This window comes from Halomonas marinisediminis (assembly GCF_004347715.1).
GTDB classification, from domain to species: domain Bacteria; phylum Pseudomonadota; class Gammaproteobacteria; order Pseudomonadales; family Halomonadaceae; genus Halomonas; species Halomonas icarae.
Window position 1 is genome coordinate 1 of sequence record NZ_SLTR01000028.1, and the last position, 22340, is coordinate 22340.

A 22340-nucleotide genomic window follows, 5' to 3' on the forward strand; every position below is an offset into this window, starting at 1 on the left:
CTCCATTCGCCCGGGGGACCCGGCCTCCCACAGCAAACCGGCGAAGGCGCCGACAGGCGCCCCGAATCGAGAGTCTCTGTGGGAGGGCAGCTTTGCCGCGCTAAGGCGCCGACAGGCGCCCTGAATCAGGGGCACTGTGAGACGCGCCGATAATCGGTACAATCGCGCCCCCACTCTGCTTCGACCGGACGCTCGCCTTGATCGCTACCGCCAACATCACCATGCAATTCGGGGCCAAGCCCCTGTTCGAGAATGTCTCCATCAAGTTCGGCAACGGTCACCGCTACGGCCTGATCGGTGCCAACGGCTGCGGCAAGTCCACCTTCATGAAGATCCTCGGCGGTGACCTGGAGCCCTCCTCGGGCCAGGTCATGGTCGAGGCCGGTGCACGACTCGGCAAGCTGCGCCAGGACCAGTTCGCCTTCGAGGAGGAGCGGGTCATCGACACCGTGATCATGGGCAACAGCGAGCTGTGGCAGGTGGCCGCTGAGCGCGAGCGCATCTACTCGCTGCCCGAAATGACCGAGCAGGATGGCATGGACGTGGCGGACCTCGAGGTCCGCTTCGCCGAACTCGATGGCTACACCGCCGAATCCCGGGCCGGCGAGCTGCTGCTCGGGCTGGGCATCCCCCTCCATCAGCACACCGGCCCCATGAGCGAGATCGCCCCAGGCTGGAAGCTGCGCGTGCTGCTGGCCCAGGCGCTGTTCGCCGACCCCGATGTGCTGCTGCTCGACGAGCCCACCAACCACCTGGATATCAACACCATCCGCTGGCTGGAGGGCATTCTCACCGCACGCAACAGCACCATGGTGATCATCTCCCACGACCGCCACTTCCTCAACAGCGTCTGCACCCATATGGCGGACCTGGACTACGGCGAGATCCGCCTCTTCCCCGGCAACTACGATGAGTACATGACCGCCGCGACCGCCGCCCGCGAGCGTCAGTACGCCGACAACGCCAAGAAGAAGGCGCAGATCGCCGATCTGCAGGCCTTCGTCAGCCGTTTCTCGGCCAACGCCTCCAAGGCCAAGCAGGCCACATCCCGGGCCCGCCAGATCGAGAAGATCAAGCTCGAGGAGATCAAGCCCTCCAGCCGGGTCAGCCCGTTCATCCGTTTCGTGCCGGCCAAGAAGATCCATCGCAACGCGGTCAATGTCGAGGGTCTCACCCAGGGCTTCGGCGACGAGGCCCCGCTGTTCGAAGGGTTCGGCATGACCGTCGAGGCCGGCGAGCGCATCGCCATCATCGGGCCCAATGGCATCGGCAAGACCACGCTGCTGCGCACCCTGGCCGGCGAGCTGGCGCCCCAGGCCGGCAGCGTCAAGTGGACCGACAGCGCCGACCTCGGGGTCTTCGCCCAGGATCATGCCGACGACTTCGCCAACGAGGCGACACTGTTCGAGTGGATGGCCCAGTGGACCGACGGTGGCGAGCAGGAGGTGCGTGGCGCCCTGGGCCGAATGCTGTTCTCCAGTGACGATATCGGCAAGTCGGTTGGCGTGATCTCCGGCGGCGAGCAGGGCCGGATGCTGTTCGGCAAGCTGGCCCTGACCAGCCCCAATGTGCTGTTGATGGATGAGCCCACCAACCACCTGGACATGGAGTCCATCGAGGCGCTCAACCTGGCCCTGGAGAACTATCCTGGCACGTTGATCTTCGTCAGCCACGATCGTGAATTTGTCTCATCGCTGGCGACCCGCATCCTCGACATGAGTGATAAGGGGATAACCGACTTCAGCGGTGGCTACGACGACTATCTGCGAAGCCAGGGCCTCTATGGCTGAGCATGATCCCCTTGTGACTGTCGCACATTGGCTACGGGCGGGGTGGAGACATCCCGCCGATCTGTCGCCGGCACCACCTCGCGCGGTGCTGCCGGCTGCCAGCACCGCCTGACAGAGCGCCTGTGGGTGGGCTATAAAGGATCTAGCCGCATTGTCGTCAAACTGTTGCGAAGCTGTCGTAAAGCCGTCGCGACAATGTCGCGGAACTGCGACAGTGAGCGATGGCCGTTTCACCAGTTGCCAAACCGCGCGTAGCTAAACCAAGAGCCGCCAAACCAAGAGTTGCCAAACGATGTCTTCACTCTCCCGTCGTCGCTTCAGCCGACTCGTTCTCGCAAGCCCGCTGATGCTGCTCGGAATCGAATCGGCCGGGGCCAATCTGATCGAGACCCAGCTCTCCCGGGCGCACCTTCCTCGTCATGGCGAGGAGGTCTGGGTACTGGTGGATGATCGTGAGGCGAAGCTGATCGTCTACCGAGGCAATCGTGAGCTGGCCCACTTCGCGCCGGTCTCGCTGGGGCGCGGCGGCGCCAGGCCCATGCGCCTGCAGGGCAGTGGTGCCACCCCCAAGGGGGAGTTTCGCGTCAACCGCTTCAATCACGAGAGTGACTGGCACCTGTTCATCGGCCTGGACTATCCGACCCCCGCTCATGCCCGGGTGGCGCTGGAGGAGGGCATCTATACCCAGCAGGACTACGACGACTACTTCCGTTACTACCGGCTCAATGGTCATCCACCCCAGGAAACGGCGCTGGGTGGCTACATCGGCCTGCATGGTGTCGGCAAGGGTGACCCCGAGATTCATCGCCAGTTTCACTGGACCCAGGGCTGCGTGGCGGTGACCGATGAGCAGATCGAGCAATTGTCTGGTTTGATCGACATTGGCACACGCGTCGTGATCCGCTAGGCTGTACATGCGCAAGGGACGTTGAAAGCGATGGACAAGCGCTGTGACGTGTAATAAAACAGCGCTGACTTCAGTGCCTTGGGCACAAGTCGCTTAAGACGCGCCTGCATGTCGCAGGCAAGACGCCTGATTTCAGGTTTCTTTCAACGCACTACCAAGGAAGACCAAGGAGAACACCATGACTCTGAAGACCACCCTGAAGCTGACCGCCGCTGCCGCATCTCTGGCTGTCCTGGCTGGCTGTGCTTCCACCAGTGCTCTGGAAGAGGTTCGCATGACTGCTGAGTCTGCCCAGGCCGACGCTGCCGAAGCTCGCAGCATCGCCGTCCAGGCACAGAACACTGCCAACCAGGCCCAGCGTGACGCCCAGGCGGCTCTGCAGATGTCCGAGCAGAACCGCGACGAGATGAACCGCATGTTCAGCCGCTCCATGCAGAAGTAAGACTGCTGGAGTGCTGTCATCGCCCCAGGGCGATGGTGGTTCTGCAAAACAGAAAGACCCCGCCTAGGCGGGGTCTTTCTGTTTCTGGAGGCTTTCCATTGCAGAGGCTTTCTGCTTCTGCTCGCTGTGCTTGCCTGGCGCCGCTGTGTGACGCCAGGCGTGGCACGGATCAACGCACGACGGCGATGGCCTCGTAGAGGTTACGCGGCGCTGAGGGAGCCGGTGTGGGCGCCTCCTCGGCCGTTCTGAGCAGCGAGATCGCCTGCCCGTCGGAACGCTCCACGATTGTGCGCAGGCGCTTGTAGTCGACCGGTGGCTGCTCCTCACCGAAGACCTCGGTCAGCTTGTCGATGGCGAACATCAGCGGCTCGAAGCCTTCGCGATTCTCCTCCAGCGCCGGGTAGGACTGGGCCAGCAGCTCACCGTCCGCGGTCCAGCCGGCCTTGAAGGGCTGGTCGATGATATTGACCTGGGTTCCGCTGGGCACGCGCTCGTAGAGAGACTCGATATCCTCGGGGAACATGCGGATGCAGCCGCGGCTAACGCGCATGCCGACCCCTTCGGGCTTGTTGGTGCCGTGGATCAGATAGCTGGGGATACCCAGCAGGATGGCGTGACGCCCCAGCGGATTATCGGGGCCGGCCGGCACGATGGAGGGGGCCGGTTCACCACGCTCGGCGGCCTCGCGGCGCATCGAGGCGGGTGGCGCCCAGGCGGGGTCCTTGACCTTGATGGTGGTCTTGGTAACCCCCACCGGCGTGGAGAACTCCTCGCGGCCAACGCTGATCGGGTAGGTCTCCACCACGCCGGGCTTGGAGTAGTAGTAGAGGCGCAGCTCCGACAGGTTGATCACGATGCCTTCCCGGTCGGCGGCCGGCAGCACCCGACGTGACGGAATGGTTACCTCGGTATCGGCATAGGGGGCCCAGATGCTGACATCCGGGTTGGCCATGCGGATCTCTTCGTAGCCCACGTTGTGCTCACGGGCGATATCGATCAGGGTGTCGCCTTCCTCGACGATCACCGTATAGCTCTCGCCGATGACGCTGCCCTCCTCGGGTAGCGCATAGTGGCCACGAGGCAGCTCATGCACCGCGTCATAGGTGGGGGTCGCCGCCAGGGCGCCGGTGGCAAACAGGGCGCCTAACCCTATCGCCAGGGCATGACGGACGCCGCGACTGGTCAGTGTCAGGGTACTCATCAGGGTCGTTCAACTCCGGGGCTTGAGGGACACCGGTGACTCCTGTGACCGGTGTCGGTGGGCGGTGAGATGGGGCGTATGATAACAGTATAGAGGGCCGGTGCGAGGTTCGAGGTTCCAGGGGCGAGGGGGCCTCGTTCCTCGCTCCTTGATACCCCTTACGCCGCCTGCGCCTTGCGATTCAGCGTCTCGAGCAGCTGCTCCACGGCCTGAAAGCGGGCCTCCTCGTTCTCCATGCTGGCCTCGAAGCGCAGGGTGTCGGCACCATCCAGGCGATAGCGACCGGGCTCACGCTGGATCAGCTCCACCAGCGTCAAGGGATCGACACTGGTGTGGGCGCCGAAGATGACGCGTCCCCGCTCGGGGCCGGCCTCCAGGCGAGTGATGCCCAGGCGCTCGGCGCGCTGGCGCAGCCGAGTCTGACGCAGCAGGGTCTTGACCGGTGCCGGCAGCAGGCCGAAGCGGTCGATCATCTCCACCTGCAGCTCCTTGAGCTGCGCCTCATCGTTGGCGCTGGCGATGCGCTTGTACATCACCAGGCGCTGCTGCACATCGTGCAGATAGTCGTCGGGGATCAGGGCCGGCAGATTGAGGCTGATCTCGACGCCCTCATCCAGGGGCGCCTCGATATTGGGCGTCTTGCCGGCGCGGATGGCCGACACGGCACGGTCGAGCATCTCCATGTAGAGGCCATAGCCGATCGCCTCCATCTGCCCGCTCTGCTCGTCGCCGAGCAGCTCGCCGGCGCCGCGAATCTCCATATCGTGGCTGGCCAGCGTAAAGCCGGCACCGAGATCCTCGGCGGCGCCGATCGCCTCCAGGCGCTTGATGGCATCGCGGGTCATCGCCTTCGGCGGCGGGGTCAGCAGGTAGGCATAGGCCTGGTGGTGGCTGCGACCGACCCGGCCGCGCAGCTGGTGGAGCTGGGCCAGGCCGAACTTGTCGGCGCGCTCGATCAGGATGGTATTGGCGCTGGGCACGTCGATGCCGGTCTCGATGATGGTGGAGCACACCAGCACATTGAAGCGCTTGTGATAGAAGTCCGACATCACCCGCTCCAGGGCGCGCTCGGGCAGCTGGCCATGGGCCACCCCGACCCGGGCCTCGGGGACCAGCTCGCGAATCGTCTCGGCGGCGGTCTCGATGGTCTTGACCTCGTTGTGCAGGAAGTAGACCTGCCCGCCGCGCAGGATCTCGCGCAGGATCGCCTCCTTCAGCACCGCCTCCTCGCGGCGCTGCACGAAGGTCTTGACCGACAGGCGACGCGCCGGTGGCGTGGCGATGATCGACAGGTCGCGGATGCCGCTCATCGCCATATTGAGCGTACGCGGGATCGGCGTGGCGGTCATGGTGAGGATGTCCACCTCGGCGCGCAGGCTCTTCAGACGCTCCTTCTGCGCCACCCCGAAGCGGTGCTCCTCATCGATGATCAGCAGGCCCATCTTCGGCAGCCGCATGGATTTCGACAGCAGCTTGTGGGTGCCGATGACGATATCCGCCTGGCCCTCCTCGATACGCTTCAGAGACGCCGCCTGCCCCTTGCCGGCGGTGAAGCGGGAGATCAGCTCGATATTGACCGCGGTATCGGCGAAGCGGTCGCGGAAGTTCTCAAAGTGCTGGCGAGCCAGCAGGGTGGTGGGCACCAGCACCACCACCTGGCGGCCGGAGTTCACCGCCAGGAAGGCGGCGCGCATGGCCACCTCGGTCTTGCCGAAGCCCACGTCACCGCAGATCACGCGATCCATGGGGCGCGGCGCGGTCATGTCACCGATCACCGCCGCGATGGCGGCGCGCTGGTCGGGGGTCTCCTCGAAGGGGAAGGCGGCGGCAAAGCGCGAGTACTCGGTATCGGGTGGCGAGCAGGCGAAGCCCTCGCGAGCCTCACGGCGGGCGTAGATATCCAGCAGCTCGGCGGCGGAGTCGCGGATCTTCTCGGCGGCCCTCTTCCTGGCCTTCTCCCACTGCTCGGAGCCCAGCCGATGCAACGGAGCCAGCTCATCATCGGCGCCGGCGTAGCGCGATATCAGGTGCAGGTTGTCGACCGGTACATAGAGCCGGGCGCCCTCGGCATACTCCAGGGTGACGAACTCGGCGGCCTGGCCGCCGGCCTCCAGCGCCTCCAGTCCCCGATAACGACCTACGCCGTGGGCCTGATGCACGACCGGCACACCAGGGCGCAGCTCGGAGAGATGGCGAATGGCCAGCTCATCGGCATCGGTGGCCTTCTCGCGGCGGCGACTCTGACGCACCACCTCGCCATAGAGCTCGGCCTCGCTGATCACCGCCAGGTCCGGCTGGGTCAGCCACAGACCCGTCTCGAGCTCGCCCTCGGTAATGGCCACCGGCGCATCGCCAGCGAGGAAGTCGGCGAAACCCTCGACGTGGGGGAGCGTCAGGCGCAGGGGCGCCAGCGTCTCCTCCAGGGCCTCGCGGCGGCCGCGCGATTCGGCCACGAACAGCACTCGGGTAGCGTCGTGCCGGGTCAGGAAGTCGGCCAGGGGGGCCAGCGGCTCCCTGGCCCGAGCATTGATGCCGACGCTGGGCGGAGGCTGAGTGGCGGGGGTGAGGGCGTGGCGATGCTCACTCTCCTCGGTCAGCTCGACACGCGGATGACGCTTGATCGCCGCGAACAGCTCGGCCACCGGCACGAAGGCGCGATGCGGCGGCAGCAGCGGCCGGGTGGGGTCGACCCCGAGGTTGTCGTAGCGGCTCTCGATGGCGGTCCAGTGATGCTCGGCGGCGGTCAGGCAGCCCGGCAGCAGCGCGACCCGCGTGGCCTCGGCGAGATGCTCGAAGAGGGTCGCCGTCTCCTCGAAGAACAGCGGCAGGTATTGCTCGAGGCCGGGGGAGGGGATGCCCTTGAGGGCGTCCACATAGAGCGGGCACTGGCGCGGGTCGACATCGAACAGCGTCTCGAAGCCCTCGCGGAAACAGGCGATGGCGCCGCGGGAGAGCGAATACTCGTGAGCCGGCAGCAGCTCGACCCGGTCGACCTTCTCGGCGCTGCGCTGGGTGTCCGGGTCGAAGGTGCGCAGGGTATCGATCTCGTCATCGAACAGATCGATGCGCAGCGGCGCCTCCACACCCATCGGGAAAAGATCGATCAGCGCACCCCGCAGGGCATACTCGCCGGGCTCGTAGACCGTCTCCACGGCGCGATAGCCGGCCCGGGAGAGGGCGTCGCGAAAGCCCTCGCGATCGAGCGACTGGCCCACCTCGAGGGTCATCACCCGCCCGGCGATATACTCGACCGGTGCCAGGCGCTGCATCAGGGTGTTGATCGGCACCAGCACGATGCCGCGCTCGCCATCCTGAAGCCGGCGCAGGGTACGCAGGCGGGAGGAGACGATATCCTGGTGCGGAGAGAAACTATCGTAGGGCAGGGTTTCCCAGTCGGGGAAGGGCAACACCGGCACCTGGCTGAAGAAGCGCAGCTCGCTCTCCAGGCGCAGGGCCTGGGCGGTGTCGGCGGTGATCACCAGCAGGGGAGCGTCGTTGGCCAGGTGGGCAAGGGCCAGGGCGGCGGCACTGCCGTGGGGCATCTGCCAGTAGCGTGTTTCGCGCAGCCCCTGGGGGGGCGGTGGGTCGAGCGGAGAGAATGTCGGCATGGTCTCGTATTGGGCTGTCGACGGGCGCGGCCCGACGGATCCTGGGTGGCGCTTCTCGGGCGCTCATCATACCAGCCCCCAAAGGGTCTTGTAGTCAAGCGTCCGTTTCTGTAATCCGCCTACAACGGCTGCGACCATCAAGCGATTGCCGCCGAGCCCCGGCCCCGGGATAATGGCCATCGAACCCTTTCTACCCCACCAGTGAGGCCTTACGTGAGTCAGCACCCCTCCGATACCGTCTTTCAGCAGTGGCACGATAACCAAGCGCTAGTCGAGCAGATGATCCCGATGATCGGTAGCCTCTACCGTCACAACAACGTGGTCACGACTCTCTACGGGCGGTCGCAGTTCAATCGTAGCGTGATCCGCATTCTGAAGGATCACCGCTTCGTACGGAAGGTGGAAGGCACCGAGCTCTCCGTGGAGGACACCTTCCCGCTGGTCAAGGCGATGACCGAGCTCAACCTCGGGCCGGCTCATGTCGATATCGGCAAGCTGGGGGTAGCCTTCAAGAAGCAGGGCGGTGGCGACGCCGTGGCCTTCCTGCGCAAGGAGCTCGCCGAGATCGTCGACGCCCACGACCCGGACGCCGGCAACGGTGAGCCCAAGGACGTCGTCCTCTACGGCTTCGGTCGTATCGGTCGCATCCTCGCCCGGGTGCTGGTGGAGAAGGCCGGCGGCGGCAACCTGCTGCGCCTGCGCGCCATCGTCGTGCGCGGCCGCGGCGATATCGCCAAGGACCTCGAGAAGCGGGCCAGCCTGTTGCGTCGTGACTCGGTCCACGGCCCCTTCGACGGCACCATCAGCGTCGACGCCGAGGCACGCACCATTACCGCCAACGGCAATGTCATCCAGGTGATCTACGCCGACGCGCCGACCGAGATCGACTACACCGACTACGGCATCGACAACGCCGTGGTGGTCGACAACACCGGCATCTGGCGTGATGAGGCCGGCCTCGGCCAGCACCTGCAGTGCAAGGGCGTGGCCAAGGCGCTGCTCACCGCACCGGGCAAGGGCGATATCAAGAACATCGTCTATGGCATCAATCACGATGACCTGAATGACGACGACCGCATCATCTCCGCCGCCTCCTGTACCACCAACGCCATCGTGCCGGTGCTCAAGGTGCTCAACGACGAGTTCGGCGTCGAGCATGGTCACGTCGAGACGGTACACAGCTACACCAACGACCAGAACCTGATCGACAACTATCACAAGGGCGACCGTCGCGGGCGTAGCGCGCCGCTCAACATGGTGCTGACCGAGACCGGGGCCGCCAAGGCCGTGGCCAAGGCGCTGCCGGAGTTCGACGGCAAGCTGACCGGCAACGCCATCCGCGTGCCGACTCCCAACGTCTCCATGGCGATCCTCAATCTGCGCCTGGAAAAGGAAACCGACGCCGAGACGCTCAATGACTACCTGCGCGGGATGTCGCTGAACTCGCCGTACCAGAAGCAGATCGACTTCGTCGACTCCCCCGAGGTGGTCTCCACCGACTTCGTCGGCAATCGCCACGCCGGCATCGTCGACGCCAAGGCGACCATCGCCAACGGCCAGAACGCCGTGCTCTATGTCTGGTATGACAACGAGTTCGGCTACAGCTGCCAGGTGATCCGTCTTCTGCAGCACATGTCCAACGTCAGCTTCCTCAAGCTGCCGCGGGCCAAGGGCTGAGAGGAGCGAGGTTCGAGGAACGAGGTTCGAGGAACCCCCAGGGTCTTGGCTCTGTGACGAGTTGTAAGCGTTAAGCGGCCAAGCGAGCAAATAAGGAGCAAGCACAAGGAATCCCTTGGCTTGCTCCTTTTTATTGGTTCATCGCAAACTGGCGTGAATCCGTTCTGCAGTAAGTATTGGAGGCCGGGTTTCATTGTGGGAGGCCGGGTTTCATTGTGGGAGGCCGGCTCTGCCGGGCGAATGGAGGCCAACGGCCTCCCGGTAAGGGCACAATACTGGGCAACACCACCAAGGCGCCTATCGGCGCCATCGCCCGGGAAACCCGGCCTCCCACAGGGTGGCGCCATCGCCCGGGGAAACCCGGCCACCCACAGGGTGGCGAAACCCCCAGTGGGCAGCGGAGCATTCCTTCTACCTACAGGTTTCACATCAATCTGCGATGAATCGTTTTATTGCGGAGTATCCTGAGTCGCCCCTCGCCCCTCGCCCCTCGCCCCTCGCCCCTCGCCCCTCGCCCCTCGCCCCTCGCCCCTCGCCTGCGACCTTCGCTCAGGTGGTCATCCTGTTGCCTTATCTTTATAATGCGGTGGATTTTTCGGGTGGGCAGGGCGTGTCTCTGGCCCCTTTTCCTCTTATATCCGATCCATCAACTGGGCGAGACTATGATCGAAGTCAAGAAAGGCCTGGATCTCCCCATCACGGGGGCGCCGGAGCAGCGTATCGAGGATGCGCGGCCGGTGCGTCACGTGGCGGTCCTGGGCACCGACTATGTCGGCATGAAGCCGACCATGGAGGTCAAGGAGGGAGATACCGTCAAGCTTGGCCAGCTGCTCTTCACCGACAAGAAGATCGACGGCGTGCGCTTCACGGCGCCGGCGGCCGGCAAGGTGATCGAGATCAACCGCGGGGAGAAGCGTCGCCTGCTCTCGGTGGTGATCGAGGTCGACGCGTCCGAGGAAGCGGTTGAGTTCACCGCCCACGGTCGCGACTCGCTGTCCGGCCTGGAGCGACAGGTCGTGGTCGACCAGCTGGTCGAGTCGGGGCTGTGGACCGCCCTGCGCACCCGTCCCTACTCGCGTACGCCGGCCATCGACGGTGTGCCCACCGATATCTTCGTCACCGCCATCGATACCCACCCGCTGGCGGCCAATCCGGCCAAGGTGATCAACGAGCAGCCCCAGGCCTTCGAGGATGGCCTCAAGGTGCTGACGCGTCTCACCGAGGGCAATGTCTACCTGTGCAGCGGCCCGGACAGCAGCATCCCCGGCGGCAATATCGATGGCGTCTCGCCCCAGACCTTCGCCGGTCCGCATCCGGCCGGCCTGGTGGGCACACACATCCATCATCTCTCGCCCGTCGCCCTGCACAAGCGGGTCTGGCATATCGGCTACCAGGACGTCATCGCCTTCGGCAAGCTGTTCGTCGAGGGCAAGCTCGACGTCAGCCGCGTACTGGCCGTCGGCGGCCCCCGCGCCCAGAAGCCGCGGCTGCTGCGTACCCGCATCGGGGCCAGCACCGAGGAACTGTTGACCGACGAGGTCATCGAACCCAATGACACCCGCGTGATCTCGGGTTCGGTGTTCTCCGGCTTCACCGCCGAGGGGGCACTGCGCTATCTGGGTCGCTTCCATAATCAGGTCAGCCTGCTCGAGGAAGGCAACAAGCGTGCCTTCATGGGCTGGATCTCGCCGGGCAAGAACCGCCATTCGGTGATGGGCATCTATCTCTCGAAGCTGACCGGCCTCAAGGACTATGCCCCGACCACCTCGACCAACGGCTCCGAGCGCGCCATGGTGCCGGTGGGTGCCTACGAGAAGGTGATGCCGCTGGATATCATGCCCACACAGCTGCTGCGCTCGCTGATCGTCGGCGATATCGAGACCGCCATGCAGCTCGGGTGTCTGGAGCTGGACGAGGAGGACCTCGCGCTGTGCACCTATGTGTGCCCCGGCAAGTATGAGTACGGTCCCATCCTGCGTGACAACCTCACCACGATCGAGAAAGAGGCCTGATGATGGGTATTCGACAGACACTCGACAATCTCGAGCCGCACTTCCACAAGGGCGGCAAATACGAGAAGTTCTACCCGCTCTATGAAGCGGTGGACACCATCTTCTATGCGCCGCCCAGTGTCGCCAAGACCACGGCCCATGTGCGCGATGGCGTCGACCTCAAGCGCATCATGATCACCGTCTGGCTGTGCACCTTCCCGGCGATGTTCTTCGGCATGTGGAACGCCGGCTGGCAGGCCAACGTGGCCATCGCCGACGGCTACGGCTCCATGGCCGGCTGGCGCGAGGCGATCCTGATGGTGCTGGCCTCGGGCCACAACCCCGATAGCCTGTGGGCCAACTTCGTGCTGGGCGCCACCTACTTCCTGCCGATCTATCTGGTCACCTTCGTGGTCGGTGGTTTCTGGGAAGTGCTGTTCGCCATCAAGCGTGGCCACGAGGTCAACGAGGGCTTCTTCGTCACCTCCGTGCTCTATGCGTTGATCCTGCCGGCCACCATCCCGCTGTGGCAGGTGGCGCTGGGCATCACCTTCGGCGTGGTGATCGGCAAGGAGATCTTCGGTGGCACCGGCAAGAACTTCCTCAACCCGGCCCTGACCGGCCGTGCCTTCCTCTACTTCGCCTATCCGGCACAGATCTCCGGTGACGCGGTATGGGTGGCGGCCGATGGCTACACCGGGGCGACCGCCCTGTCGGTCGCCTTCCAGGAGGGCATGAGTGCGCTCAGCGACCAGTTCAGCTGGTGGGATGCCTTCCTCGGCTTCATCCCCGGCTCGGTGGGGGAGACCTCGACCCTGGCGATCCTGATCGGGGCGGCCGTGCTGCTGTGGACCGGCATCGCCTCCTGGCGAATCATGCTGGGGGTCTTCCTGGGCATGGTGGCGACCAGTGCGCTGTTCAACCTGGTGGGCTCCGACTCCAACCCGATGTTCGCCATGTCCTGGTACTGGCACCTGGTGCTGGGCGGCTTCGCCTTCGGCATGGTGTTCATGGCCACCGACCCGGTTTCCGCGTCCATGACCAACCAGGGTCGACTGCTCTTCGGCGCCCTGATCGGCGTCATGACCGTGCTGATTCGCGTCGTGAACCCCGCCTTCCCTGAAGGCATCATGCTGGCGATCCTGTTCGCCAACCTGTTCGCGCCGCTCATCGACCATATCTTTGTTCAGGCCAACATCAAGCGCCGCCTCAAGCGCACCGGTGTGCCGGCCGAGGAGACTGCCTGATGGCACAGAGCAACAACTCCATCAAGAAGATCCTGACGGTGGCGTTCGCACTCTGCATCGTGTGTTCCGTCATCGTCTCGACCGCCGCGGTGGCACTGCGCTCCAAGCAGCAGTTCAACCAGGAGCTCGATCGCAAGACCAACATCCTCAACGTTGCCGACCTCTACGAGCCTGGCATGGATGTCAACGCGACCTTCGAGTCCAGCATCACGCCCCGCGTGGTCAACCTGGAGACCGGCGAATACTCCGAGGAGCATGATCCGGCCACCTACAACGCCTTCGAGGCGCGTCGTGACCCGGCCGCCTCGCGGACCCTCTCCGGCGAGAAGGACCCGGCGGGGCTGACCCGCGTCGAGACCTACTCCACCGTCTACCTGGTCGGCGACCCGGATGATCCCGAGCAGATCATCCTGCCGATTCGTGGTCAGGGCCTGTGGGGCCTGATGCGTGGCTTCCTGGCGGTGGAAGGCGACGGCAACACCATCGTCGGCATCACCTACTACGAGCACGCCGAGACCCCGGGGCTGGGTGGCGAGGTGAACAACCCGCGCTGGCAGGCTCAGTGGGAAGGCAAGGAGATCTTCGACTCCGCCGACGACGTCGCGCCGGCGATCCACCTGGCCAAGGGCGGTGCCAGCGGCGAGAACGAGGTGGATGCCCTCTCCGGTGCGACCCTGACCAGCAACGGCGTCACCAATATGCTGCAGTTCTGGCTGAGCCCCGAGGGCTTCGGTGACTATCTGGCCAAGTTCCGTTCCGGCGTCAGCCAGGACGAGGCCCAGAGCGCCGACGTTGAACTCGAAACGGAAGGAGCCTGATCATGTCGGAAGCTACCCCGAAGGGCGTCCTGACGACGCCGCTGTTCAAGAATAACCCCATCGCACTCCAGGTACTGGGCATCTGCTCGGCCCTGGCGGTGACGACCAGCATGAGCGTGTCGCTGGTCATGACCTGTGCGGTGATCTTCGTGACGGCCTTCTCGAACCTGTTCGTGTCGCTGATCCGTCACCATATTCCGTCCTCCATCCGCATCATCGTGCAGATGACCATCATCGCCTCGCTGGTGATCGTGGTCGATCAGATCCTCAAGGCCTACGCCTACGAGATGTCCAAGCAGCTCTCGGTGTTCGTCGGTCTGATCATCACCAACTGCATCGTGATGGGGCGTGCCGAAGGCTTCGCCATGCAGAACAGCCCGAAGCTCTCCTTCCTGGATGGCATCGGCAACGGTCTCGGCTACGGCTTCATCCTGATGACCGTCGGCTTTATCCGTGAACTGTTCGGCTCCGGCAGCGTATTCGGCTTCACCGTGCTCGAGACCGTGCAGAACGGTGGCTGGTACGTGCCCAACGGCCTGCTGCTGCTGCCGCCGTCGGCGTTCTTCATCATCGGTCTGATCATCTGGGTGCTGCGCAGCGTCAACCCTGAGCAGGTCGAGGAGAACGAGTTCAAGATCAAGGCCAACACCGAACCGAAGGAGGCCGTGTAAGCATGGAACATTATCTGAGCCTTTTCGTTGCCTCGGTCTTCGTCGAGAACCTGGCCCTGGCATTCTTCCTCGGCATGTGCACCTTTATCGCCGTCTCCAAGAAGGTCTCCGCGGCCTTCGGTCTGGGCATCGCGGTGATCGTGGTGCTGACCATCTCGGTGCCGGTCAACAACCTGGTCTACACCTTCCTGCTCTCGGAAGGGGCCCTGACCTGGACCGGCATCAGCGGTGCCGAGAACATCGACCTCTCCTTCCTGGGCCTGCTCAGCTACATCGGCGTCATCGCCGCGCTGGTGCAGATCCTGGAGATGTTCCTCGACAAGTACGTGCCGGCACTCTACAACGCCCTGGGCGTGTTCCTGCCGCTGATCACCGTGAACTGTGCCATCCTGGGTGGCGTGCTGTTCATGGTCGAGCGTAACTACAACTTCGGTGAGGCCGTGGTCTACGGTTTCGGCTCCGGCGTTGGCTGGGCCCTGGCCATCACGGCCCTGGCCGGTATCCGCGAGAAGCTCAAGTACAGCGACGTTCCCGGCTCCCTGCAGGGCCTGGGCATCACCTTTATCACGGTGGGCCTGATGTCGCTGGGCTTCATGTCCTTCTCCGGCATCCAACTCTGAAGCAGGTCGTCCTTGCCCGGCGCCGTGCGGCGCCGGGTACCAGGCAACGCAAGCAATAGGAAACCGACATGGTTGATACATCACTTATCTTGCTCGGCGTGGTCATGTTCACCGTGGTCGTCATCGGCCTGGTGCTGATCATCCTGGCCGCCCGCAGCAGGCTGGTCAGCACCGGTGACGTGCAGATCGAGGTCAACGATGATCCCGAGAACACCATCACCACCCAGGCCGGGGGCAAGCTGCTCAATACCCTGGCCGCCAATGGCATCTTCCTCTCGTCCGCGTGTGGCGGCGGTGGCTCCTGTGCCCAGTGCAAGTGCCGCGTGGAGGAGGGCGGTGGCGCCATCCTGCCCACCGAAGAGTCCCACTTCACCATGCGCGAGAAGAAGGAGGGTTGGCGTCTCTCCTGCCAGGTGCCGGTGAAGCAGGACATGAAGATCGAGGTGCCCGAGGAGGTCTTCGGCGTCAAGAAGTGGGAATGCGAGGTCATCGAGAACCCCAACGTCGCCACCTTCATCAAGGAGCTCAACCTCAAGCTGCCCGAGGGCGAGGAAGTCGCCTTCCGCGCCGGTGGCTACGTGCAGCTGGTGGCTCCGCCCTACGATATCGCCTTCAAGGACTTCGATATCGAGGAGGAGTACCGCGGTGACTGGGAGAAGTTCGGGCTGTTCGACATCTCCCACAAGAGCAACGAGGAGGTCATCCGCGCCTACTCCATGGCGAACTACCCGGAAGAGAAGGGCATCCTCAAGTTCAACATCCGTATCGCCACCCCGCCGCCCAACACCGACCACCCGCCCGGCCTGATGTCGACCTACGTCTTCAGCCTCAAGGCCGGCGACAAGGTCACCGTGATGGGACCCTTCGGCGAGTTCTTCGCCAAGGACACCGACGCCGAGATGGTCTTCGTCGGTGGTGGTGCCGGCATGGCGCCGATGCGCAGCCATATCTTCGACCAGCTCAAGCGCCTCGACTCCAAGCGCAAGATTACCTTCTGGTACGGTGCGCGCTCCTGGCGCGAGACCTTCTACAACGAAGAGTATGACAAGCTGGCCGAGGAGCACGACAACTTCGAGTGGCACCTGGCGCTCTCCGACCCGCAGCCCGAGGACAACTGGGAAGGCCCCACCGGCTTTATCCATAACGTCCTCTACGAGAACTACCTCAAGGACCATCCGGCTCCCGAGGACTGCGAGTACTACATGTGTGGGCCGCCCATGATGAACGCCTCCGTGATCAAGCTGCTGCTCGATCTCGGGGTGGAGCCCGAGAACATCCTGCTGGACGACTTCGGCGGATGATCCCACCCGCCGTCAGGCGACAAGGAGGGCCGGCCAGAAGGTCGGCCCTCGTTGTATCCGGCGGTGATTCCTGCAGGTGCAGGTTGGAACGTGATGCCACCCGCACTGTCTGGTGTAGATGACGACATGCTACCGGGTGAATCGCCCAGCCGATGATGGCGAGGCGCCACCCAAGGAGAGATCCTGATGACTATCTGGCTTATTGCCCTGGCCTTCATGCTGCTGATCATGGCGGCCATGGCCGTTGGTGTGATCATGGGCCGCAAGCCCATCGCCGGCTCCTGTGGCGGCCTCAACCAGCTCGGCCTCAAGGACGGCTGCGAGATCTGCGGCGGCAAGGACGAGGTCTGTGAGGAGGAGAACCGCAAGCGCGGCAGTGCCCGCCGGCGCAGCGACGAGAGCCGCGGTGCCGACCTGGGGTACGACGCCACCCGGCGCTAGGTCCTCGCGCAAGGGCCCCGCGCATCCAGGGGCCTCGGGTATCCAAGGGCCCCGCGCATCCAGGAGCCGCTTTACCACCTGCAGCCCCTTAGCTTCTCAAGGTATATCGACATTGAAACGACAAGCGCCGATCCGCAAGGGTCGGCGCTTGTCGTTTATGTGCGTCGTTTATGGGCGTCGTTTTGTCGAGCGGACAAGGCGGCGGCAGTTTTTTCGTCGAGCGGTGATGAGATTTGTCATATCGCTGTATGAGCGACTGATAAACATCCAGCCCGAAAAGCATGAGGAAAATAGTGTGGGAAACAATGGGCAAACATGTGTAATCTTATGTGAACGAAACGATTCGTTTTGTAGCAAGAGAGTGGCTCGGGCCATCCCAGGCTCGGCACTCAAGGCACGGCAACGTCGAGTTTGCGGCGTTTATAGGGTGAGGCATTGGAGACGGCCTGAGAGAACTCCCGGGCGGTAGCGTGGGAACCATACGCGGCGGCAGAAAGGAGCCGCTCCCGGCCTGCCACGGATACAGCGTCTCTGACATGGCTTTTGTGTCATGACTCCTGTGCCCAGGCTTCTGTGCCACAGCCCCCTTGCCCGGTGGATAACGAAAAAGTGTGACAAAGGGACAGTATCATGCAACTGCAACGCTCGAAGGTGCTCGTTACCGGTGCGGATGGCTTCATCGGGTCACACTTGACTGAGAGACTCGTGGCGATGGGGGTAGAGGTCAGGGCCCTCGTGCTTTACAACTCCTTCAACAGTTGGGGATGGCTGGACTCGGCACCCAGCGGCGTAAAGGAGAGTATCGAGGTCATTTCCGGCGATATTCGTGACCCCCACGGTGTTCGCAAGGCGATGGAGGGCTGCGATGTGGTGCTGCATCTCGCCTCCCTGATCGCAATTCCCTACTCGTACCACTCTCCAGCAACCTACGTCGATACCAATATCACGGGTACCTTGAACATTCTCCAGGCCGCACGTGACCTGGGCGTTTCCAAGGTCGTGCACACTTCGACCAGCGAGGTCTATGGCACGGCGCGGTATGTGCCCATCGATGAGGAGCACCCCCTCCAGGGGCAGTCGCCATACTCTGCCTCCAAGATTGGGGCCGATCAGATCGCGCTCTCCTTCTACCGCTCGTTCTCGACTCCCGTGACGGTGATTCGGCCCTTCAATACCTATGGGCCCAGGCAGTCGGCCAGGGCCGTGATTCCTACCATCATCACGCAGATTGCTTCAGGGCAGCGAGACCTCAAGCTCGGTGCCCTGCACCCCACCCGCGACTTCAGCTATGTCGACGACACCGTGGCCGGATTCATCAGGATGGCTGAGTGCGACGACGTGCTGGGAGAGGTGGTGAACATCGGTAGCGGCTTCGAGATCAGCATCGAGGATACGGTGAGGCTTATCGCCGACATCATGGGGGTGGAGGTGCGTATCCATACCGATGACGTCAGGTTGCGGCCAGAAGCCAGCGAGGTCGAACGTCTGTGGGCGAAAACGAAAAAGGCCGAGCACTACCTGGGGCATGTTCCGGCCTACGGTGGTGTCGATGGCTTGCGTCGAGGGCTTGGCAAGACCATCGACTGGTTTACCACCCCGGGGAATCTGGCGCACTACAAGACCCACACCTACAACATCTGACCTGACGACGATCCAACAAACAACAAGATGGTATTCGCCATGTCAGATTTCATCATTGTGGGGGGCGGCGGCCATGGCCGCGTTGTGCATGAAGTGCTCGAAGCGTTGGGGCATCGAGTAACAGGCTATACCGATCTCGAGCCCGTGGAACATGCCAAGGCCTCGTATATGGGGCCAGATAGTGCCCTGCTTGAAGCGCCACTGTTGTCCGTTCGAGACCTTGCCCTGGGCATCGGCAAGGTAGGAACGGCTCACCTCAGGATGGCAGTTCTGGGACGGCTAGCGTTACGCGGTTACCGCTTTCCCACCATTCAGGCAAGGGGCGCGATCGTGCACCAGGACATCATCATCGGCATGGGAACCCAGATCATGGATGGTGCCGTTGTGGTGACAGGGAGTCGGCTCGGACGGGGCTGCATCATCAATACCCGTGCCTCGGTCGATCATGATTGCCGTCTCGGTGACAACGTGCACGTGGCACCCGGGGCGGTACTCTGCGGCGATGTGACGGTCGGTAACAATGGCATGATAGGGGCGGGCGCAACGCTTGTTCCTGGCATCAGGCTGTGTGCGGACTGCGTCGTCGGTGCCGGCGCCACCGTCGTTCGCAGCATCGAGCAGCCCGGCATCTATGTGGGTACACCGGCCAGGAGAATCCAATGAACAGAGCGCCAACCTTCATCATCGCCGAAGCCGGCGTCAACCATAATGGCGATCTGCAGATGGCCCTGGACCTGGTCGACGCCGCCAAGGAGAGTGGCGCCGATGCGGTAAAGTTCCAGTCCTTCAAGGCCGACCGGCTGGTCACGCGTCAGGCGCACAAGGCCACCTATCAGAAGCAGTCGGTGCCGGGGGAGGACACGCAGTACTCGATGCTGAAGGCCCTGGAAATGTCGGAGGCCGATTTCCGCTGCATTCACGCCCACTGCGAGATGCGTGGGATCGAATTCCTGGCAAGCCCCTTCGACGAAGAGAGCGCCGCGTTTCTCAACGCCCTGGCCATGCGCACCTACAAGATACCCTCCGGCGAGATCACCAATCTGCCGCTGCTCAAGCATATTGCGGCCTACGGCAAGCCGGTGATCCTCTCGACGGGCATGTGTCATCTCGCCGAGGTCGAGGGAGCGTTGACGACCCTGGACGCAGCAGGCGCGGGAGCCGTCTCCCTTCTTCACTGCGTCACCCAGTACCCGGCACCTCACGATGAGATCAACCTGTCGGCGATGACGACCCTGGCACGAGCATTCGGCAGAGAGGTTGGGTACTCGGACCATACCGCCGGTATCGAGATCCCTGTTGCGGCCGTTGCCATGGGCGCCAGGATCATCGAAAAACACTTTACCCTCGATACCGCTCTACCAGGCCCCGACCATGCGGCGTCGCTGCCACCGGCGGAATTCAGGCGCATGGTGCAGGCGATCCGCCATGTGGAGCAGGCGATCGGCGACGGTATCAAGCGGCCCGCTCCCTGCGAGATCGCCAATATCGGCAGTGTTCGCAAGTCCATCGTGGCGGCGTGCACGATTGCCGAAGGCGAGGTGATTACTACCCGGCATCTTACCCTCAAGCGGCCAGGCACCGGGGTATCACCGATGCTTCTCGATGTCGTCGTCGGGCGACGTGCACTACGCACGATCGAGGTCGACCAGCTGATCGAGTGGGGGGACCTGGCATGACCGCAAGACGCCTCATGAGCGCAAGACGCCTATGGGTATTGACCTCGACCCGCGCCGATTTCGGGCTGCTCTACTGGTTGCTGCGTGAGATCGATAACGATCCAGATCTGGAGCTGATGCTGGCCGTCACGGGCACCCACCTGTCACCGGAGTTCGGCATGACGGTGCAGGACATCGAGAAAACCGGGCTACCCATCCACCGGCGCATGGAGATCCTGCTCTCATCGGATACCCGAACGGCCATGACCACGGCCATGGGCCTTGCCATGCTGGAGTGTGGGCAAGCCCTCGCCGCCGACCAGCCCGACATGGTCGTGCTTCTCGGCGACAGATTCGAGATTGTTCCCGTCGCATTGGCGGCGGTGGCGCATGGTATCCCTGTGGCCCATCTGCACGGGGGGGAGACCAGCAGCGGGGCGGTCGACGAGTACTTCCGGCATGCCGTCACCAAGTTGGCCAGCTTCCACTTTCCGGCGACCGAAGCCTACCGGCGGCGAATCATTCAGATGGGGGAGGATCCCGCCAGGGTCTTCAACCTGGGGGCGCCCGGCCTCGATCATCTGCATCACAGCGAGACCGTCGGGAGAACTGCCCTGTTTGACACCCTGGGGCTCGACCCGAAACGCCCCACCGCCCTGGTGACCTATCACCCCGTGACCGGCGACATCCAGGGCGATGCCCATGGGGAGGTGGCTGCGCTGTTGGAAGCGCTGGCCTCATTCGATGGACTGCAGTGTGTCTTTACCAAGGCCAATGCCGACACCCAGGGCAGGGCCATCAATGCGCAACTCCAGGCCTGGTGCGAGGCCAACCCGCAGCAGGGCCGTCTCTTCGACAACCTGGGCCAGCGGCTCTATCACGGCTGCCTGCGCCACCTCGATCTGGTGGTCGGCAACTCCTCCAGCGGCCTGGTCGAGGCGCCATCATTTCGGCGACCGGTGGTGAATGTAGGAAAACGCCAGCAAGGGCGCATCACGGCAGCCAACGTGATCTCCACGAGCAATGATGCCGAGGCGATTCGGGAAGGGATTCGCCGTGCGTTGGATGCTGACTTCAAGGACGGATTACTCGACATGCACAACCCATATGACCGCTTCGGCGATGGCACTACCTCCAGACGCATCAAGGACATGCTGGCCAGCGTCGAACTCACTCCGCAACTGCTGCAGAAGCGGTTCCATGACATCAGCATTGGCGAGTAAGGCGTGCAGGCCACAAGAGGGCAATGACCATGTTTGAATCACTGCTGATCGGTAAGCCACGCAAGATACTGGAAGCACTGCATCAACTGGAAGAGACGGAGTGCAAGATCCTCTATGTCATCGATGACACGGAGCGATTCGTGGGGACTCTCACCGATGGTGACATACGTCGCTGGATCCTCGGTGGCGGTGACATGGATGGCACCGTGGGCGATGTCTACAATCCGGCTCCTTACTACGTCAAGGCCGACTACCAGCTCGACGAGGTCAAGCAGCGGATGCGGCAGGGGTATTACACCTCCGTGCCGGTGGTCGATGACGAGCACAATATCGTCGATGTGCTGTTCTGGGATCGAGTCTTCAATAATGGCGAGAAGCAACGCACCTCACAGCCGCTGACGCTACCCGTGGTAGTGATGGCGGGGGGCAAGGGAACGCGGCTGGCCCCCTTTACCAGTGTACTGCCCAAGCCCCTGATTCCCGTTGGGGACAAGACGGCCATCGAGCTTATCATGGGCTCCTTCGCCGAGTGTGGCGTTAACAACTTCTATGTATCCGTCAACTACAAGTCAAAGATGATTCAGGCCTACTTTGAAGAGCTGGAGCCTGAGTACCAGGTAAATTACCTCTACGAGGACAAGCCACTGGGCACCGGCGGTGCCCTGCATGCGCTATCGGGGAAACTGCAAGGGGATCTGATCGTTACCAACTGCGATGTGATCATCAAGACGGATTACGCCAGCCTGGTGGAACATCACCGGAGAGAAAATAACGATATCACCATGGTGGTCTCTGTTCGCAATTACGATATCCCCTATGGCATCTGCGACATCGTCGACAATGGCCAGCTATGTGCCATGCGCGAGAAGCCACACTACAACTTCATGGTGAACACCGGGATGTATGTATTGCGCTCCTCCGTGCTGGAGTTGGTCCCCAGGGATGAGTTTTATCACTTGACCGACCTGATCGAGGAGGTCAAGTCGCGCGGTGGACGAGTCGGCGTTTACCCCATCAGCGACAAGGCCTGGCTGGACACCGGCGAGTGGCAACAGTACTGCGAGACCATGTCGCGTCTGGGATGAGCCTGAACGCAAGCATCTGAGT

18 protein-coding genes are annotated in these 22340 nt (G+C 63.2%); 16 read left to right on the top strand and 2 right to left on the bottom strand.

The genetic code is table 11. The features are described 5' to 3' along the window. Positions 1-197: 197 nt before the first annotated feature. The 3 genes from E0702_RS15195 to E0702_RS15205 all read left to right on the top strand — a co-directional run bounded on the left by E0702_RS15195 (position 198) and on the right by E0702_RS15205 (position 3139). A complete protein-coding gene (locus E0702_RS15195) occupies positions 198-1790 on the top strand; it encodes an ABC-F family ATPase (RefSeq protein ID WP_132045351.1) in 1593 nt (530 codons plus the stop codon). 292 nt (positions 1791-2082) lie between these two features. Then, positions 2083-2697, top strand: coding sequence for a L,D-transpeptidase family protein (locus E0702_RS15200; RefSeq protein ID WP_132045353.1), 615 nt, complete (start codon positions 2083-2085; stop codon positions 2695-2697). Positions 2698-2875: 178 nt separating this feature from the next. Then, positions 2876-3139 (top strand): Lpp/OprI family alanine-zipper lipoprotein, encoded by a 264-nt coding sequence (locus tag E0702_RS15205; RefSeq protein ID WP_132045355.1) that lies wholly within the window; start codon positions 2876-2878, stop codon positions 3137-3139. A gap of 169 nt (positions 3140-3308) precedes the next feature. On the opposite strand, the gene E0702_RS15210 is transcribed toward E0702_RS15205, so the two are convergent. Together E0702_RS15210 and mfd are read right to left on the bottom strand one after the other, a co-directional pair. Next, entirely contained in the window at positions 3309-4340 is a 1032-nt protein-coding gene (locus E0702_RS15210; protein WP_132045357.1) for a L,D-transpeptidase family protein, read from the bottom strand. 158 nt (positions 4341-4498) lie between these two features. Then, a complete protein-coding gene (gene mfd, locus E0702_RS15215) occupies positions 4499-7948 on the bottom strand; it encodes a transcription-repair coupling factor (RefSeq protein ID WP_132045359.1) in 3450 nt (1149 codons plus the stop codon). A 213-nt stretch (positions 7949-8161) separates the two neighbouring features. Here mfd and E0702_RS15220 point away from each other — a divergent pair, with 213 nt between their 5' ends. The 13 genes from E0702_RS15220 to E0702_RS15280 all read left to right on the top strand — a co-directional run bounded on the left by E0702_RS15220 (position 8162) and on the right by E0702_RS15280 (position 22318). After that, the gene (locus E0702_RS15220) at positions 8162-9625 is read left to right on the top strand and encodes a glyceraldehyde-3-phosphate dehydrogenase (RefSeq protein ID WP_132045361.1); all 1464 of its coding nucleotides are present in this window, start codon (positions 8162-8164) and stop codon (positions 9623-9625) included. Between the two features lie 662 nt (positions 9626-10287). Continuing rightward, the gene (locus E0702_RS15225) at positions 10288-11637 is read left to right on the top strand and encodes a Na(+)-translocating NADH-quinone reductase subunit A (protein ID WP_132045363.1); all 1350 of its coding nucleotides are present in this window, start codon (positions 10288-10290) and stop codon (positions 11635-11637) included. Further along, positions 11637-12863, top strand: coding sequence for an NADH:ubiquinone reductase (Na(+)-transporting) subunit B (locus tag E0702_RS15230; protein WP_132045365.1), 1227 nt, complete (start codon positions 11637-11639; stop codon positions 12861-12863). The genes E0702_RS15225 and E0702_RS15230 overlap by 1 nt, the downstream gene beginning before the upstream one ends. Next, positions 12863-13681: a Na(+)-translocating NADH-quinone reductase subunit C gene (locus E0702_RS15235; protein WP_132045367.1), complete on the top strand. Its 819-nt coding sequence runs from the start codon at positions 12863-12865 to the stop codon at positions 13679-13681. The genes E0702_RS15230 and E0702_RS15235 overlap by 1 nt, the downstream gene beginning before the upstream one ends. Before the next feature lie 2 nt (positions 13682-13683). Then, positions 13684-14352 (top strand): NADH:ubiquinone reductase (Na(+)-transporting) subunit D, encoded by a 669-nt coding sequence (locus E0702_RS15240; RefSeq protein ID WP_132045370.1) that lies wholly within the window; start codon positions 13684-13686, stop codon positions 14350-14352. A gap of 2 nt (positions 14353-14354) precedes the next feature. After that, positions 14355-14972, top strand: a complete 618-nt coding sequence (gene nqrE, locus E0702_RS15245; RefSeq protein ID WP_132045372.1) for an NADH:ubiquinone reductase (Na(+)-transporting) subunit E — start codon at positions 14355-14357, stop codon at positions 14970-14972. 68 nt (positions 14973-15040) lie between these two features. Next, complete coding sequence (nqrF, locus tag E0702_RS15250) at positions 15041-16273, top strand: NADH:ubiquinone reductase (Na(+)-transporting) subunit F (protein WP_132045374.1); 1233 nt, start codon at positions 15041-15043, stop codon at positions 16271-16273. A gap of 186 nt (positions 16274-16459) precedes the next feature. After that, positions 16460-16714, top strand: a complete 255-nt coding sequence (gene nqrM / locus E0702_RS15255; protein WP_132045376.1) for a (Na+)-NQR maturation NqrM — start codon at positions 16460-16462, stop codon at positions 16712-16714. A gap of 630 nt (positions 16715-17344) precedes the next feature. Beyond that, entirely contained in the window at positions 17345-18355 is a 1011-nt protein-coding gene (locus E0702_RS15260) for an NAD-dependent 4,6-dehydratase LegB (RefSeq protein WP_132045378.1), read from the top strand. A gap of 39 nt (positions 18356-18394) precedes the next feature. Beyond that, on the top strand, positions 18395-19018 hold the full coding sequence (locus E0702_RS15265; RefSeq protein WP_165927547.1) for a NeuD/PglB/VioB family sugar acetyltransferase: 624 nt from the start codon (positions 18395-18397) through the stop codon (positions 19016-19018). After that, positions 19015-20031, top strand: coding sequence for an N-acetylneuraminate synthase (gene neuB, locus E0702_RS15270; protein ID WP_132045382.1), 1017 nt, complete (start codon positions 19015-19017; stop codon positions 20029-20031). Before E0702_RS15265 ends, neuB begins: the two co-directional genes overlap by 4 nt. A 14-nt stretch (positions 20032-20045) precedes the next feature. Beyond that, positions 20046-21233, top strand: coding sequence for a UDP-N-acetylglucosamine 2-epimerase (gene neuC / locus E0702_RS15275; RefSeq protein WP_165927548.1), 1188 nt, complete (start codon positions 20046-20048; stop codon positions 21231-21233). Positions 21234-21262: 29 nt separating this feature from the next. Continuing rightward, positions 21263-22318, top strand: coding sequence for a sugar phosphate nucleotidyltransferase (locus E0702_RS15280; RefSeq protein WP_165927549.1), 1056 nt, complete (start codon positions 21263-21265; stop codon positions 22316-22318). The last annotated feature ends 22 nt before the right edge of the window (positions 22319-22340 follow it).

What these genes read in the sequence shown, in the direction of transcription:
- E0702_RS15205 (WP_132045355.1), top strand. Translation starts at nt 2,876, where the DNA reads ATGACTCTGAAGACCACCCTGAAGCTGACCGCCGCTGCCGCATCTCTG.
- neuC (WP_165927548.1), top strand. Translation starts at nt 20,046, where the DNA reads ATGAGCGCAAGACGCCTATGGGTATTGACCTCGACCCGCGCCGATTTC.
- E0702_RS15230 (WP_132045365.1), top strand. Translation starts at nt 11,637, where the DNA reads ATGATGGGTATTCGACAGACACTCGACAATCTCGAGCCGCACTTCCAC.
- E0702_RS15265 (WP_165927547.1), top strand. Translation starts at nt 18,395, where the DNA reads ATGTCAGATTTCATCATTGTGGGGGGCGGCGGCCATGGCCGCGTTGTG.
- E0702_RS15200 (WP_132045353.1), top strand. Translation starts at nt 2,083, where the DNA reads ATGTCTTCACTCTCCCGTCGTCGCTTCAGCCGACTCGTTCTCGCAAGC.
- nqrM (WP_132045376.1), top strand. Translation starts at nt 16,460, where the DNA reads ATGACTATCTGGCTTATTGCCCTGGCCTTCATGCTGCTGATCATGGCG.
- neuB (WP_132045382.1), top strand. Translation starts at nt 19,015, where the DNA reads ATGAACAGAGCGCCAACCTTCATCATCGCCGAAGCCGGCGTCAACCAT.
- E0702_RS15235 (WP_132045367.1), top strand. Translation starts at nt 12,863, where the DNA reads ATGGCACAGAGCAACAACTCCATCAAGAAGATCCTGACGGTGGCGTTC.
- nqrE (WP_132045372.1), top strand. Translation starts at nt 14,355, where the DNA reads ATGGAACATTATCTGAGCCTTTTCGTTGCCTCGGTCTTCGTCGAGAAC.
- E0702_RS15280 (WP_165927549.1), top strand. Translation starts at nt 21,263, where the DNA reads ATGTTTGAATCACTGCTGATCGGTAAGCCACGCAAGATACTGGAAGCA.
- mfd (WP_132045359.1), bottom strand. Translation starts at nt 7,948, where the DNA reads ATGCCGACATTCTCTCCGCTCGACCCACCGCCCCCCCAGGGGCTGCGC.
- E0702_RS15210 (WP_132045357.1), bottom strand. Translation starts at nt 4,340, where the DNA reads ATGAGTACCCTGACACTGACCAGTCGCGGCGTCCGTCATGCCCTGGCG.
- nqrF (WP_132045374.1), top strand. Translation starts at nt 15,041, where the DNA reads ATGGTTGATACATCACTTATCTTGCTCGGCGTGGTCATGTTCACCGTG.
- E0702_RS15240 (WP_132045370.1), top strand. Translation starts at nt 13,684, where the DNA reads ATGTCGGAAGCTACCCCGAAGGGCGTCCTGACGACGCCGCTGTTCAAG.
- E0702_RS15225 (WP_132045363.1), top strand. Translation starts at nt 10,288, where the DNA reads ATGATCGAAGTCAAGAAAGGCCTGGATCTCCCCATCACGGGGGCGCCG.
- E0702_RS15260 (WP_132045378.1), top strand. Translation starts at nt 17,345, where the DNA reads ATGCAACTGCAACGCTCGAAGGTGCTCGTTACCGGTGCGGATGGCTTC.